Here is a 14,320-nt window from a genome sequence, read left to right on the forward strand (position 1 = left end):
ACCATCGTCACCCTTCCCCTGCCGCGCTCCCCGAGCCCGGCAGGGGAACAACCCCCCGCCGAGGAGCACATCGTGAGCCGTGCGCGGGCGACGCAGGATCAGCACCACTTCTGGCACGATCCCGCCCTACCCTTCATCGAGGCGCGGGCGGTGCAGGATGGCCGGCGCGTCTGCTATGACAAGCACAGCCACCCCCACTTCTCCATCGGCGCCATCACCGGCGGCCACAGCCACTACCTCAACCAGCGCAGCCTGCAAGAGGTCGGCCGCGGCAGCCTGGTGCTGATGAACCCGGAAGAGGTGCACGCCTGCAATCCCGTCGCGGACCAGCCCTGGTCCTATCTGATGTTCTACATCGACAACCTCTGGTTGCAGCGCCAGCAGGAGGAAGCCGGGCTCGGCAACGCGTTTCGCCCCTTCGACATGACCGCAAGCCGGGATCCCCTGCTCTACCAGGGGCTCTGCCGGCTTCATCGGCAACTGGTGGAAGAGCCGGATCCCCTGGCTCGCGAAGTGGCCTGCCACCTCTTCAGCCGCCAGCTTCTGGCCAGGCTCACCCCGGCCAAGTGGGATGACCGCCCTCCCCGGCACCTGCAGCGAGCCGCCGAGCTGATGCAGGACGAGAGTGCCTGCGCCCTCACCCTGGCGCAGCTGAGTGCGGTGGCCGGGCTTACCCCTTCCCATTTCGTGCGCGCCTTCAGCCGCCACTACGGCATGACGCCCCACGCCTACCTGCTCGATCAGCGCATTCGCCACGCCCGCACCCTGCTGCGCCAGGGGCAGCCCCTGGCGGAAGTGGCCCTTGCCAGCGGTTTTGCCGATCAGGCCCACTTCCAGCGCCAGTTCAAACGCCGGGTGGCCGCCACCCCGGGCCAGTACAGAGCGCAGCTCGCCCCTCAGGACGAGCGCACCAGATAGGCGGCGCTGAGCAGCAGCAAGAGCGCCATGGCCCGATTGAACCAGCGCAATCGGCGAGGAGAGACCAGCCACCCCTGCAATCGGCTGCCCGCATAGGCCCAGCAGGCGATGGAGCCGAGGCAGATCACCAGATAGATGCCGGTAAAGAGGGCGATCTGGCTCATGCCGCCCGCGATCCCATAGGCTCCCATCCCCATGCTGGCGGCAAGCCAGGCCTTGGGATTGAGCCACTGCATCAGGGCCCCGTACCAGAAGGCGGGGGGCACGCCCTCCACTTCCTCCACCTCGCCGCTGTCCACCAGCAACTGCCAGGCCATCCAGCCGAGAAAGAGCACGCCGCCCCAGTGAATGGCCCCCAGCGCCACAGGCCAGCGGGACAGGGCACCGCCAAGACCCAGCCCCATCAGCAGGAGCAGCAGGATGAAGCCGAGGGTGGCCCCCACCACGTGGCGCAGGCTGGCCGTGAAACCGTACCGGGCGCCGGTGCCAAGGGCGACCAGATTGACCGGCCCCGGGGAGATGGACATGGCCAGGGCAAACCCGGCCATGGATAACAGCAGACTGAATTCCATGGATGATGCTCGTTCAATTGAGGGAAGTCCGAGCCTACCCGGCCCGGGCGGCCCGATATTGAAGAAAATTGCGATCCCCTGGATGCCGCCCCCATTGCACACTTAGCGCAAACCGCCGCTTGCGGTAAACTGCCCTTCAACCCTCCATTTTCAGGACATCTCAATGGACCAGTTTGCCCATATCAGCGCCCATGATGCCCACCAGAAGCTGAGCGCAGGCGAAGCCCGTCTCGTGGACATTCGCGATCCCCAATCCTTCGAGACGGCCCACGCTGTCGGCGCCTTCCACCTTACCAACGGCACCCTGGTTCGCTTTATGAACGAGGTGGACTTCGATACCCCCGTCATCGTGATGTGCTATCACGGCAACAGCAGCCAGGGGGCGGCCCAGTACCTGCTGCAACAAGGCTATGACGAGGTCTATAGCCTGGATGGCGGTTTCGAGGCCTGGCGCAGGGAGTTCCCCATCCAGGCGGGGGACGCATGACAGAGGCGGGTCGCTCCTCCTCAACCGGCATGATCCAGCTGCTGGTGCTGGGCGACGCCCGCATGGCCCAGGCGCTGGTGGATTATCTCGCTACCCTGGGCATTCCGTGCGAGCTGACCCAGTCAGAGCTTGGCGTCTCGGTCTGGCTGGCGGACGAACGGCGCCTCGCCCAGGCCCAGCAGGAGGTCAAGCGCTTCCTGAGCGAACCCAATCACCCCCGCTACATGGAGGCCTCCTGGCAATCCGGCCATGCCGATGCCCGGATCGACTACAGCAAGGGGATGACGGATCCGGTCACCGATTTCCTCCACCAGGCGGGCCCCCTGACCCTGGTGGTCATCATCGCCTGCCTGGCCATCTACGCTCTGGATGCCATCGGCCTGCCCATCTTCGACGAGCTCGCCTTCCACCCCACCCTGGCCCAGTTCACCGACTGGCAGGCCTGGCGCTACGTCACCCCGGCCTTCATCCACTTCTCGGTGCTGCACCTGGTGTTCAACCTGTTGTGGTGGTGGTATCTCGGTGGCCAGATAGAGCAGCGCCTCGGCAGCGGCAAGCTGTTCATACTGCTCATCGTCGGGGCTGCCCTGCCCAATATCGCCGAGTTCTTTGTCAGCGGCCCGCGCTTTGGCGGCCTCTCCGGGGTGGTCTATGCCCTGCTCGGCTACAGCTGGCTGCGAACCAGGCTGCAACCGGATTGCGGCCTCGCCATGCCGCCAGCCCTGATGGGCTTCATGCTGGTCTGGCTGGTGCTCGGCTTCCTGGACATGCTCGGCACCCCCACCGCCAACATGGCCCATTTGGTCGGCCTGCTGGTCGGTCTTGCCCAAGGCTGGCTGGACAGACACCACAGGCCGGGGTGAGGCCTGGTTGCCGGCAACTGCTCGGTAACCAAAGCGACCACCAACATGGCTCACCTGGCAGGCCTGCTGGTCGGCCTTGCCCAGGGCTGGCTGGACAGGCACCACAGGCCAGCCTGAGCCGATTTGCCATAAAAAAACGCCGCCCCTTGGGGCGGCGTTTTTATTGGTCGGCCGGCTTACTGCTTGAGCAGGCTGCCATCGGTCACCTTGACCGCGGTACCGCCGCTTGCGAAGAAGCTGCCGAACTGGGTCTGCATCTCGGTGGTGACGGCGCCGGTCGGATCGAAGTTCTCGTCCGGTGCCAGCAGCGAGCTGTGACCCCCGGCCACGAAGCGGGCCGCTCTGTGGTTGGCGGCGCCGGTGGCGGTCAGCGGTTGCAGGGCCAGGACCTTGAACAGCGGCTCGGTGCCACCCAGCGGGGCGGTGGCAATGCTGTTCGGGATCACTCGATCCGACAGGCTCAGGGCGCCGTCGCCGACGATTTCGGTGGCAAACAGCGGGAAGTCCGCCGCGATGCCGCTCCCCAGGTTGATGGGGTCTGCCGAATCCAGCACCGACTGCGCCGCGAAGCTGTAGCTCTGCAGGGTACTGGCCGCCGTGGCCTGGGTGGCCGCATCCTGGCTCGGCAGGAACTCGTTGACGAAGCAGGTCGGCACCGCCGTCTTGCAGTTCGGGGCGTAGGCGGTGAAAGCTGCCTTCAGGGCCGCACTGCCAGCGGTCAGCACGCTCATCTGGATGGTCGGGCCGAAAGTCGGCGAGTTCAGCAACAGCGGCGCTATGCCGCCACCCGGCATGGCCAGGCCGCCAGTGTCGAACTTGAACAGGGCGTCTGCCGTCGGGTTGCCAACAGACTGGTTGGCCACCGCCAGCAGGTTGGCCCCCGCGATGGCACCCAGAGAGTGACCCAGGAAGTGTACCTTGAGGCTGCCTGCGGTGCCGATGGCGCCCTTGGCATTGGCCAACCCCACCGCCAGACGCAGGCCCAGCAGATCCGCCACGCTCTGTTTCAGGTTGTCGCGGGCCACGGTCAGGTAGCTCAGGTTCAGGTAGGGGGTCGGGTTGTCGGAGGTGGTCACCGAGTCCATGCTGCCGGTCAGGGCGAAGCCGCGTTCACCATGCAGGGGATGATCGATCACCACCACGGCCACGTTCTTGCTCGCCTGGGCACCGGCACCAATCTGGCCAAGGGCCAGGGCGTAGGCGTTCTCCTTCACGGAGGTGACGCCGTGCTGATAGATGATCACGTCGGTGATGTTCGCCAGCGGTGCGGCGGCGAAGATCCGCATCGGGACGGACTGCACCTCTTCCAATGCCGGCAGCGGGTTGAAGCGCCCGATATTCATCTCGGGATCCAGCGCCTTGCCGCCGGAGGTGAGGGTCACCCCGATCAACTTGCTCGCCTCCGCCAGCAGCTCGGCCTGACGGCTAGGATCGGCGATGAGTTCGCCCAGCAGGGCCGGATCCACACCCGCCCCCACCAGGCCGCCGATCACTTCGGCATCCTGGGCCTTCAGGGCGTTCGCGATGGCGTAGAGGCTGGGGATGGCACCGTGCCAGGACTGGGTCTTCGCCTTGTCCCAGGAGCCGGCGGTGGCCGGGGAGGAGAGGAAGTAGGGCAGCTTGACGGTACCGCTGTAGACGGTGGTACCCAAGGCCAGATTGTGGAGCGGAGTGCCGTCACCAAAAGCGGCGGCAATCGCATCCTTCTGCTCCTGGGGCAGGAAGTTCTCGGCGTCCAGCTGGGTCAGGAAGGGGCTGCCGCCGCTCACCGACAGGGTATAGGTGCCAGGCAGGCTGGTATTGCCCAGGGCGTCCTGCTTCCACAGGGCGGCGGCGTCCAGGGTCGGGCTCTTGAGCACGGATGCGGCCGCCCCTTTCACCGCCACCAGCACGTCGGCGCCGGACTGGGTACCGAACCAGTCGGAGAAGATCACGTGGTCGCTGGTGATGCCGGTGGCAGCCTTGAACAACCCTTCCTGCAGCGCAATCAGGCCGCTGATGGTCTGCTCCTGGGCGTTGCTGCCGGTGCTGGTCTTGTAGTTGCTGTAGTCGCTACCCGGTCGCAGGGGGGCACCCGTGCTGTCTTTGAGGGTATCGGTCGCCACTATCATGTAGTAGGAAGAGGGGTTGAGCGGCTTGAGCGGCACCAGATTCAGCTTGCCGGTCGTCTCGGCCACCACGAAGTCCACCCCGTAGGTCAGCACCTTCTTCACGCCGCTCGGACGCAGGGCCGCACTGTCAAACTCCAGCTCCATCAGGTAGAGGGGTGCCACGGAGGCTGCGAATTCAGCAGCGGCCGGCGCCTTGACCTTGATGCCGGAGGCCGTCACCGGCACTATCTGGATCGCCTGGGTAGTCGACCAGCCATCCAGGGTGGAGAGGGCGGACACCGGGTTGGAGAGATCCGCCGTTTCCGTGGAGAATTTCAGGGTACCGTCGGTCGCACGGGCTGCCAGGGCGCTGGGTCGGACTGCATTGGAGCCGCTCAGCAGATAATCGAGATAGCTTGAGGTATCGCCTGTGTTGTCGTCACTGCCACCACAACCGCTCAGCAGCGCACTGACGACGGCCGCGTAAATTAGCTTTTTCTTCATATCCTTATCTCTTTTATGTTGTTATCCATGATGAGCCTGACGGGGTAGGGTTCAAACCCGACCGAATCATATTAACAGCAACGCAACAATTAATAAGCCTCTGGTCAGTCATCTGATCTGATTTTTTTGTGTACACCATCAAGGAATTGGAATTGATTCCCGGTGTCACAGGGTAGCAGCCAGGGTGTATCAACCAGACCCGACCAGAGCCCGATGGGATCCATGGCGCAAAAAGCCGCCCCGATCTCGGCAAAGGGGACGATTTGTCGGTAGAATGGCGCCATTGCTTAAGGAGACCCCCATGATCGACCCGAAAAAACTGGAAGAGATCGCCAAACAGATACACAACGCCCTGCCCCCCGGCATTCGCAGCATGGGTGAAGAGGTGGAGAAAAAGACCCGTCAGGTCTTGCAGGCTCAGCTCAACAAGCTGGATCTGGTGAGCCGCGAGGAGTTCGACGTGCAGACCAAGGTGCTGCTGCGCACCCGGGAGAAGCTGACCGCCCTCGAGGCCAAGCTGGCCCAGCTCGAGCAGCAGCTCGCTGCCAAGGGCGAATGATCCGGCGTGACCCGCCGTAGATAGCACAAACCCCAGCCAGGCTGGGGTTTGTCGTTTTTATGGGGACAACGAGTTTCTCATCCCCCCTTCTCTCGCAAGACGATAAGGGGGCAGATCGACGCTCTGCGGTTGGCCGTGGTCAGATAAACTCGTAGGCATCGCCGAAGATGCGCTCGGGCTCGGCGCCCAGCACCTTGAACTCTTCCCGCGCGGCACCGGCCATCTCGAAGCGGCCCGCCACATAGATGTCGTAGTCATGCAGGCTGACGAAGTCATCCATGATGGCCTTGTGCACCAGCCCGGTCCTGCCGGTCCAGTCGCTCTCGGGCTCCTGCACCACGGGAATGAAGGTCAGCGGCGCGTAGTCGCGCTCCCACTGCTGCATCTGCTCCAGCTCGTAGAGCCAGTGCGCCTGGCGTACGCCCCAGTAGAGGAACACCGGACGCTTGCTGCCGCTGCCGATCAGGTATTCCAGGATGGCGCGGGCATAGGAGAAGCCGGTGCCGCCCGCCATCAGGATCAGCGGTCGGGGGGATTCGTCGCGCAGGAACGCCTTGCCAGCGGCCAGCTCGACCTCGATCTCTCCCTGCTCGCGCATGCGGGCCAGCACCTGACCGGCATAGGCATTCTCGGGAGTGGCACCGATCTGCAGCTCCAGCACGCCGGAGCGGGTCGGCGAGTTGGCGATGGAGAAGGGGCGCTTGTCCGAATCGCTCATCACCACCAGCAGATACTGGCCCGGCTTGAAGCTCACCTCCTGCTGCGGCGCCAGCGCCACGTGCCAGATGGTGTCGACATATTCGCGCAGTTCCTCTACGCGGCACTTGATACGTTGCATTCTTGTCCTTGTGAGGGGCCTGCCCGGCCCGCTTCGCTCATGGTTTCACTGTTTTTATGGCGACCAGTTGGTGGTCAGGTCCGTCGAGCATACCCAATTCGGCACGGCAATACCGCACTTTTGCGTCACAATGGCCGCGCCCCATCGGGGATCCCTCAGTCGAGGATCTTCAGCTCGTCCCAGATGGCATCGATCTTCTGCTTTACCGCCTCGTCCTGGACGATGGGCTGACCCCACTCCCGGTTGCTCTCCCCCGGCCACTTGTTGGTGGCATCCAGCCCCATCTTGGAGCCGAGCCCGGAGACCGGCGAGGCGAAGTCCAGGTAGTCGATGGGGGTGTGCTCGATCAGGGTGGTGTCCCTGGCCGGATCCATCCGGGTGGTGATGGCCCAGATAACGTCCTTCCAGTCCCGGGCGTTGATGTCGTCATCGCAGACGATCACGAACTTGGTGTACATGAACTGGCGCAGGAAGGACCAGACCCCCAGCATCACCCGCTTGGCGTGGCCGGGGTAGCGCTTCTTGATGGTCACCACCGCCATCCGGTAGGAGCACCCCTCCGGCGGCAGGTAGAAATCCACGATCTCGGGGAACTGCTTCTGCAACAGCGGCACGAACACCTCGTTGAGCGCCACCCCGAGCACCGCCGGCTCATCGGGCGGACGGCCGGTGTAGGTGCTGTGGTAGATGGCATCCCGGCGCATGGTCATGTGGGTGATGGTGAAGACCGGGAACTCGTCCACTTCGTTGTAGTAGCCGGTGTGATCGCCGTAAGGCCCTTCGGGGGCCATCTCCCCCGGCTCCAGATAGCCTTCCAGCACGATCTCGGCGCTGGCGGGCACTTCCAGATCGCAGCTCAGCGCCTTCACCACCTCGGTACGGCTGCCCCGCAGCAGACCGGCAAAGGCGTATTCGGAGAGGCTGTCCGGCACCGGCGTCACCGCGCCCAGGATGGTCGCCGGATCGGCGCCCAGCGCCACCGCCACCGGGAAGCGTTCGCCCGGGTGGGCCTCCTGCCACTCGCGAAAATCGATGGCGCCGCCCCGGTGATCCAGCCAGCGCATGATCAGCTTGTTCTTGCCGATCTTCTGCTGACGATAGATGCCGAGGTTCTGCCGCTTCTTGTAGGGACCACGGGTGATCGTCAGACCCCAGGTGACCAGGGGCGCCACATCCCCGGGCCAGCAGTGCTGGATGGGGATCTGATCCAGATCCACCGCGCCCCCTTCCAGCACCACCTGCTGACAGGGGGCCGAAGAGAGCCGCTTGGTCGGCATGTTGAGCACCTGCTTGAAGATGGGCAGCTTCTCCATCAGCTCCTTGAGCCCGCGAGGCGGCTCCGGCTCTTTCAGGTAGGAGAGCCAGGTCCCCACCTGGCGCAGGGCGCTGACGTTGGGCTGGCCCATGCCCATGGCAACCCGGTCCGGCGTGCCGAACAGGTTGGTCAACACCGGCATGGTGTAGCCCTTGGGATTCTCAAACAGCAGGGCCGGGCCCCCCGCACGCAGGGTACGGTCGCTGATCTCGGTCATCTCCAGATAGGGGTCTATCTCGCGACTGATGCGCCTGAGCTGTCCGTTTTGTTCCAACTGCGCGATAAAATCACGCAAGTCCTTGTATTTCATGCAAGTACCCCAGCGGGATCAGGTGGTCCCGCATTATAACCCTGGCGGCGTATCCGGTGTACCCGTATCGGACCTCATGACGGACGAGGCGTGTCGCCGCTCCTGAAGCGTCAGCCGGTTTGCCAATTGACCCAGGAGCCTGGGCTCGTCCATCTGCAACAACAGGCCGGCCACCAGCCCGCCATACTGGTGCTTGCCGAGTTCGGCCAGGAGGAACTGCTGGGCCCCGTCCGGCAAGGGGGAGAGGCGGCTGAGCTGGTGCAGGGCGGGGACCATCAGGCGGCTGTTCTGGCTGGCGGCGATCAGCAGATCGCTCGCCTCCTGACCTGAATAAAAGCGGGAAATGGTGTGCAGTGCTGTCAGGCTATCGTGATCCACTGGCTGTCGCCACAGCTTGAGGTAGAGTGCCGTCTCCCCGGTCTGTTCGATGAAGTGCAGCAGCAACTGGTTGTCCGGCAGGAAGAGATTGAGGGCGGCAAGCCGCTGCGCCTCCCGGCGCAGCACGGATACCGGCTGCCGATCGAGCACCGCCAGCAGGGCCTGCTGCTGCTGTGCCAGCTCGGGATTGCGGCTGTAGTAGACCAGCTTGAAGTCGAAGCGATCCTGCTCCAGCAACTGGCGATAGTTGTCCTGCCAGGCCAGCTGCTGCCAGTGGCTCAGCACCAGCCGGGCCTCGGCGGGGAAGTCGTAGGCGGGTAGCTGCACCAGGAAACCGTCCACCTTCCCTTCCACCAGCCATTGTGGCGCCTTGGCCGCTTGTGCCCGCACCCAGGCCAGCAGCGCCGGGCTCGGTGCGCCCGATGACTTGAGCTCACCCAGCAACTGGAACAACAGGAACTCCCGCTGCCCCACCGACAGGGTTTCGAGCAACGAGTCCATGGCATCAAACTGCCCGAGCGCCATGCGGCCGTCCAGGTACGCCCGATGCCCCTCCAGTCCCTCGTCCGCCACCAGGGGAGCCTGCAATTGCGGCGGGGAGTCGGCATGCACCGGGGCCGCCAGCCACAACCAACCCATCCATATGAACAACACCAGCTTCATGACGTCCCTTTCCTTGTGACATCGAGGCTTCATACTACTAAGCCAACCGTGAAATAGATAAACAAAAACCGCGACCTGGGCCGCGGTTTTGTCATTGAAGAGGCTGTTACTTCTGTTGACGCTTCATGGAGTCGAAGAACTCGTCGTTGGTCTTGGTCGCAGCCAGCTTGTCGATGAGGAACTCGATGCTGTCGATCTCGCCCATGGGGTGAATGATCTTGCGCAGGATCCACATCTTCTGCAGCTCGTCCGGGGCGGTCAGCAGCTCTTCCTTGCGGGTGCCGGAGCGGGTGATGTCGATGGCCGGGTAGACGCGCTTCTCGGCAATCTTGCGCGAGAGGTGCAGTTCCATGTTGCCGGTACCCTTGAACTCTTCGTAGATGACTTCATCCATCTTGGAGCCGGTATCGATCAGCGCGGTGGCGATGATGGTCAGGCTGCCGCCCTCTTCGACGTTGCGCGCCGCACCGAAGAAACGCTTCGGACGGTGCAGGGCGTTGGCATCCACACCACCGGTCAGCACCTTGCCGGAAGACGGGATGACGGTGTTGTAGGCGCGGGCCAGACGGGTGATGGAGTCCAGCAGGATCACCACGTCCTTCTTGTGCTCGACCAGACGCTTGGCCTTCTCGATCACCATTTCGGCGACCTGGACGTGACGGGAGGCCGGCTCGTCGAAGGTGGAGGCGATCACTTCGCCCTTCACCATCCGCTGCATCTCGGTCACTTCTTCCGGACGCTCGTCAATCAGCAGCACGATCAGCTCACAATCCGGGTGGTTGTAGGCGATGCTCTGGGCGATGTTCTGCAGCAGCATGGTCTTACCGGCCTTGGGCGGTGCAACGATGAGACCGCGCTGGCCCTTGCCGATCGGGGATGCCAGATCCAGTACACGGGCGGTGATGTCTTCGGTGGAACCGTTGCCACGCTCCATGCGCAGACGCTCGTTGGCGTGCAGGGGAGTGAGGTTTTCAAACAGGATCTTGTTGCGGGAGTTTTCCGGACGGTCGTAGTTGACGTCGTTGACCTTGAGCAGGGCGAAATAGCGCTCGCCCTCTTTCGGCGGCCGGATCTTGCCGGAAATGGTATCGCCGGTACGCAGGTTGAAGCGGCGGATCTGGCTCGGGGAGACATAGATGTCATCCGGACCAGCGAGATAAGAGCCGTCTGCACTGCGCAGGAAACCGAAACCGTCGGTCAGGATTTCCAGCACACCGTCGCCAAAGATATCCTCGCCGCCCTTGGCGTGCGCCTTGAGGATTGCAAAGATAATGTCTTTCTTGTGCGCCCGAGCCAGATTTTCCAACCCCATGGATTCGCCAAGCTGGACCAGCTCGGACACAGGAGTGTTCTTAAGTTCAGTCAGATTCATAGTGGTGAAAGTCTGTAAGCAAGGATTGAAATGAGGAGACAGTCTGCTGGATTGATGCTGATCGGATTTGACTTGCCAGGCTGGTAGTTAAGCAAAGAGTCAGGCAAAAAGGTTAGCAAACGAGCGATAAACTAGCACCAATCAGGGTGAGCGTCTAGGTGATAAAACACAAGGAGCGCATTATTGCAATGCGCTCCTTCTTGATTATTACAGGTTGCCGTCCAGGAACTCTTTCAGTTGGGTCTTGGACAGGGCGCCGACCTTGGTCGCTGCCACTTCACCATTCTTGAACAGCAGCAGGGTCGGGATACCACGAATGCCGTACTTGGGCGGAGTGTCGGCGTTATGATCGATGTTCAATTTCGCCACGGTCACGCGACCTTCATATTCCTGAGCAACTTCGTTCAGGATCGGGGCAATCATCTTGCACGGTCCACACCATTCGGCCCAGAAATCGACCAGAACAGGGCTGTCGGCGTTGATTACATCGGCCTCGAAGCTGGCATCGCTCAGCTGAACAATCTTGTCACTCATCTCCAACTCCAGTCAGTAATTAAGGCTTTATTGATGGTTCAACAAAGGCAATAGTTGCCCTATTTGAAATGATCCTGTTTATTATTGCAAGCCTAACCTGATAACCTACCGCCATGAGCAAAACACATCTAACGACCGAAAAATTCGCCCAAATGGGCCTCGAACCCGAAGTTCTGGCTGGTCTGGAATCAAAGGGATTTCACTATTGTACGCCCATCCAGGCACTGTCCCTGCCCCTGCTGGTTGAAGGTCATGACCTCGCCGGTCAGGCTCAGACGGGGACCGGCAAAACCCTGGCTTTCCTGGCGGCGACATTCAACTATTTGCTGACCCATCCGCTGACCAGGCCGCGCCTCATCAACCAGCCCCGCGCCATCATCATGGCCCCGACCCGGGAGCTGGCCGTCCAGATCTATAACGATGCAGAGAGCATGTCAGCCTCCACCGGGCTCAAGCTCGGTCTCGCCTATGGTGGCGAAGGCTACGACAAGCAGCTGGCCGTGCTGGAACAGGGCGTCGACATCCTGATCGGCACCACGGGTCGCATCATCGACTACTTCAAGTCCAAGGTCATCGATCTCGGCAACATCCAGGTCGTGGTACTGGACGAAGCGGATCGCATGTTCGATCTGGGCTTCATCAAGGACATCCGTTTCCTGTTCCGCCGCATGCCCCCCGCCACCGAGCGTCTGAGCATGCTGTTCTCCGCCACCCTCTCCCTGCGGGTGCAGGAGCTGGCCTATGAACACATGAACCACCCGGAACATGTGCAGGTCGAGCCGGAACAGATGACCGGCGTGCGGATCAAGGAGGAGCTCTTCTACCCCTCCAACGAAGACAAGATGTTGCTGCTGCTCTCCCTGATGGAAGAGGAGTGGCCCGAGAAAGCCATCGTCTTCGCCAACACCAAGCACGTCTGTGAAGACGTTCACGCCTGGCTGGAGAATGACGGCCACCGCGTCGGTCTGCTGACCGGCGACGTGCCGCAGAAGAAGCGGATGAAGATCCTGGAAGAGTTCACCAAGGGCACCCTGGATATCCTGGTCGCCACCGACGTGGCCGCCCGTGGTCTGCACATCCCCGACGTGACCCACGTCTTCAACTACGACCTGCCCGATGATGCCGAAGACTATGTCCACCGCATCGGTCGTACCGGTCGCGCAGGCAAAAGCGGTCACTCCATCAGCCTGGCCTGTGAAGACTATGCCTTCAACCTGCCAGCCATCGAGGAGTACATCCACCACCCCATCCCGGTCAGCAAGTATGACCGCGAGGCGCTGCTGGATGACGTCACCGCGCCGAAACGGGTGTTCCGCAACCGCCAGCCGGTGAACCGCAACATGCGGGATCGCCAGGGCGGTGGCAACAGCAACAACCGTCGTCGCCCCCCCCGCAAGAACTGAGGGATCGGCCAAGTTGCACAACTCGCCTCTCTATGCCGCCATCGACCTCGGCTCCAACAGCTTTCACATGCTGGTGGTGCGCGAGGTCGCCGGTGCCCTGCGCACCGTCACCAAGGTCAAGCGCAAGGTACGCCTCGCCGCCGGCCTCGATGCCGATTTTCGCCTCAACCGTGCCGCCATGGAGCGGGGCTGGGACTGTCTGCGCCTCTTCTCCGAGCAGTTGCAGGACATCCCGTCCGACAACATCCGGGTAGTGGGCACCGCCACCCTGCGCCTGGCCACCAACGTCGATGAGTTCATCAGCGAAGCGGAACGGGTCCTCAACCACAGCATCGAGATCATCTCGGGCGAGGAAGAAGCCAAGACCATCTATGAAGGTGTCTCCTGGACGTCGGCAGGGGAAGGCAACCGGTTGGTGATCGACATCGGCGGCGCCAGCACCGAGCTGGTGATCGGCGAGCAGAGCGAAGCCAAGCTGCTCAACAGCCTGCACATGGGCTGCGTCACCTGGCTCAACAACCACTTCGGTGATGGCGAGCTCTCCGAGACGCGCTTCAACCAGGCCATTGCCGCCGCCAAGGCGGTACTGGAGAAAGTGGCTGCCGACTACCGTGTCCTCGGCTGGCGCACCTGCGTCGGCGCCTCCGGCACCGTCCAGGCGCTGCAGGAGATCATGCTGGCCCAGGGCAAGAGCGAGCGGGTCACCCTGCCCAAGTTGCAAGAGCTGATGGGTCAGGCCATCGCCTGCGGCAGACTCGATCAGTTGCAGCTTGAAGGGCTGGCGGCCGAACGGCTGACCGTGTTCCCCTCCGGTCTCGCCATCCTGATCGCCATCTTCGAAACCCTCGACATCGAGAGCATGACCCTGGCGGGCGGTGCCCTGCGTGAAGGCCTGATCTACGGCCTGCTCGGCAACAATCACGACTGTGATGCCCGGGATCGCACCGCCGACAGCCTGATCAGCCGCTACCAGCTCGACAAGGAGCACGCCGAGCGGGTCCGCGACACCGCCATCGAGGCGTTCACCCAGTTGCAGCCGGCCTGGCGCCTCTCCAAGCGCTACGGCCGCCCGATCCTGCGCTACGCGGCCCTGCTGCACGAAATCGGTCTGTGCATCGAGTACAAGAAGGCGCCGCAGCACGCCGCCTACATCATCGACAACATCGACATGCCGGGCTTCACCCCCGCGCAGAAGAAGCTGCTGTCGGCCCTGCTGTTCAACCAGCGGGATGAATTCAAGCTGGAGCCGCTGGAGAAACAGGGCGCCGTCACCGGTCGCCAGGCGATCCGGCTGGCCCGCATCCTGCGCATCTCCCTCATCCTCTGCATGCGCCGGACCCAGGGCACTGTGCCCAGGTTCATGCTGCAAGCCGATGAAGATGCCCTGACCCTGACCCTGCCCAAGGGGTGGCTGGACGAGCACTACCTGCGCGCCAGCGAGCTGCGCCTCGAGGTGGAGCGCCAGCAGAAGATGGGCTGGTCCACCCGGCTGCTGGAAGCCTGAGGCACACACC

The 14,320-nt window shown here is 62.9% G+C and carries 13 protein-coding genes; 6 read left to right on the forward strand and 7 right to left on the reverse strand.

Annotation, left to right across the window (positions count from 1 at the left end):
• The first annotated feature begins 72 nt into the window (after window positions 1-72).
• Entirely contained in the window at window positions 73-918 is an 846-nt protein-coding gene (locus I6L32_RS06765) for an AraC family transcriptional regulator (protein ID WP_069652902.1), read from the forward strand.
• Here the strand turns inward: I6L32_RS06765 and I6L32_RS06770 are convergent.
• Window positions 897-1,490: a LysE family translocator gene (locus tag I6L32_RS06770; protein ID WP_010672378.1), complete on the reverse strand. Its 594-nt coding sequence runs from the start codon at window positions 1,488-1,490 to the stop codon at window positions 897-899. The two genes, I6L32_RS06765 and I6L32_RS06770, sit on opposite strands and share 22 nt — an antisense overlap.
• A gap of 163 nt (window positions 1,491-1,653) precedes the next feature.
• Here I6L32_RS06770 and glpE point away from each other — a divergent pair, with 163 nt between their 5' ends.
• Window positions 1,654-1,977: a thiosulfate sulfurtransferase GlpE gene (gene glpE, locus I6L32_RS06775; RefSeq protein ID WP_005307320.1), complete on the forward strand. Its 324-nt coding sequence runs from the start codon at window positions 1,654-1,656 to the stop codon at window positions 1,975-1,977.
• A 29-nt stretch (window positions 1,978-2,006) separates the two neighbouring features.
• Window positions 2,007-2,840, forward strand: coding sequence for a rhomboid family intramembrane serine protease GlpG (glpG, locus tag I6L32_RS06780; protein WP_029313427.1), 834 nt, complete (start codon window positions 2,007-2,009; stop codon window positions 2,838-2,840).
• Between the two features lie 176 nt (window positions 2,841-3,016).
• Here the strand turns inward: glpG and I6L32_RS06785 are convergent, their stop codons facing one another.
• Window positions 3,017-5,434 carry a VolA/Pla-1 family phospholipase gene (locus tag I6L32_RS06785; RefSeq protein WP_216944856.1) on the reverse strand — a complete coding sequence of 806 codons (2,418 nt, stop codon included), beginning with the start codon at window positions 5,432-5,434 and terminating at the stop codon, window positions 3,017-3,019.
• A gap of 301 nt (window positions 5,435-5,735) precedes the next feature.
• Here I6L32_RS06785 and I6L32_RS06790 point away from each other — a divergent pair, with 301 nt between their 5' ends.
• Complete coding sequence (locus tag I6L32_RS06790; protein WP_010672374.1) at window positions 5,736-5,993, forward strand: accessory factor UbiK family protein; 258 nt, start codon at window positions 5,736-5,738, stop codon at window positions 5,991-5,993.
• Between the two features lie 139 nt (window positions 5,994-6,132).
• Here I6L32_RS06790 and fre read toward each other — a convergent pair whose 3' ends face one another.
• The 5 genes from fre to trxA form a co-directional block, all read right to left on the reverse strand.
• On the reverse strand, window positions 6,133-6,831 hold the full coding sequence (gene fre / locus I6L32_RS06795; protein WP_010672373.1) for an NAD(P)H-flavin reductase: 699 nt from the start codon (window positions 6,829-6,831) through the stop codon (window positions 6,133-6,135).
• Between the two features lie 155 nt (window positions 6,832-6,986).
• A complete protein-coding gene (ubiD, locus tag I6L32_RS06800) occupies window positions 6,987-8,456 on the reverse strand; it encodes a 4-hydroxy-3-polyprenylbenzoate decarboxylase (protein WP_069652900.1) in 1,470 nt (489 codons plus the stop codon).
• Window positions 8,457-8,489: 33 nt separating this feature from the next.
• On the reverse strand, window positions 8,490-9,497 hold the full coding sequence (locus I6L32_RS06805) for a hypothetical protein (RefSeq protein ID WP_069652899.1): 1,008 nt from the start codon (window positions 9,495-9,497) through the stop codon (window positions 8,490-8,492).
• 106 nt (window positions 9,498-9,603) lie between these two features.
• Entirely contained in the window at window positions 9,604-10,869 is a 1,266-nt protein-coding gene (gene rho, locus I6L32_RS06810) for a transcription termination factor Rho (protein ID WP_010672370.1), read from the reverse strand.
• Window positions 10,870-11,076: 207 nt separating this feature from the next.
• Window positions 11,077-11,403, reverse strand: coding sequence for a thioredoxin TrxA (gene trxA, locus I6L32_RS06815; protein WP_010672369.1), 327 nt, complete (start codon window positions 11,401-11,403; stop codon window positions 11,077-11,079).
• Between the two features lie 113 nt (window positions 11,404-11,516).
• Between trxA and rhlB the strand changes: the two genes are divergently transcribed.
• A complete protein-coding gene (gene rhlB / locus I6L32_RS06820) occupies window positions 11,517-12,806 on the forward strand; it encodes an ATP-dependent RNA helicase RhlB (protein WP_041212041.1) in 1,290 nt (429 codons plus the stop codon).
• Window positions 12,807-12,819: 13 nt separating this feature from the next.
• Window positions 12,820-14,310 (forward strand): guanosine-5'-triphosphate,3'-diphosphate diphosphatase, encoded by a 1,491-nt coding sequence (gppA, locus tag I6L32_RS06825; RefSeq protein WP_041212042.1) that lies wholly within the window; start codon window positions 12,820-12,822, stop codon window positions 14,308-14,310.
• The last annotated feature ends 10 nt before the right edge of the window (window positions 14,311-14,320 follow it).

It is taken from the genome of Aeromonas sp. FDAARGOS 1402, from assembly GCF_019046925.1.
GTDB classification, from domain to species: domain Bacteria; phylum Pseudomonadota; class Gammaproteobacteria; order Enterobacterales; family Aeromonadaceae; genus Aeromonas; species Aeromonas caviae.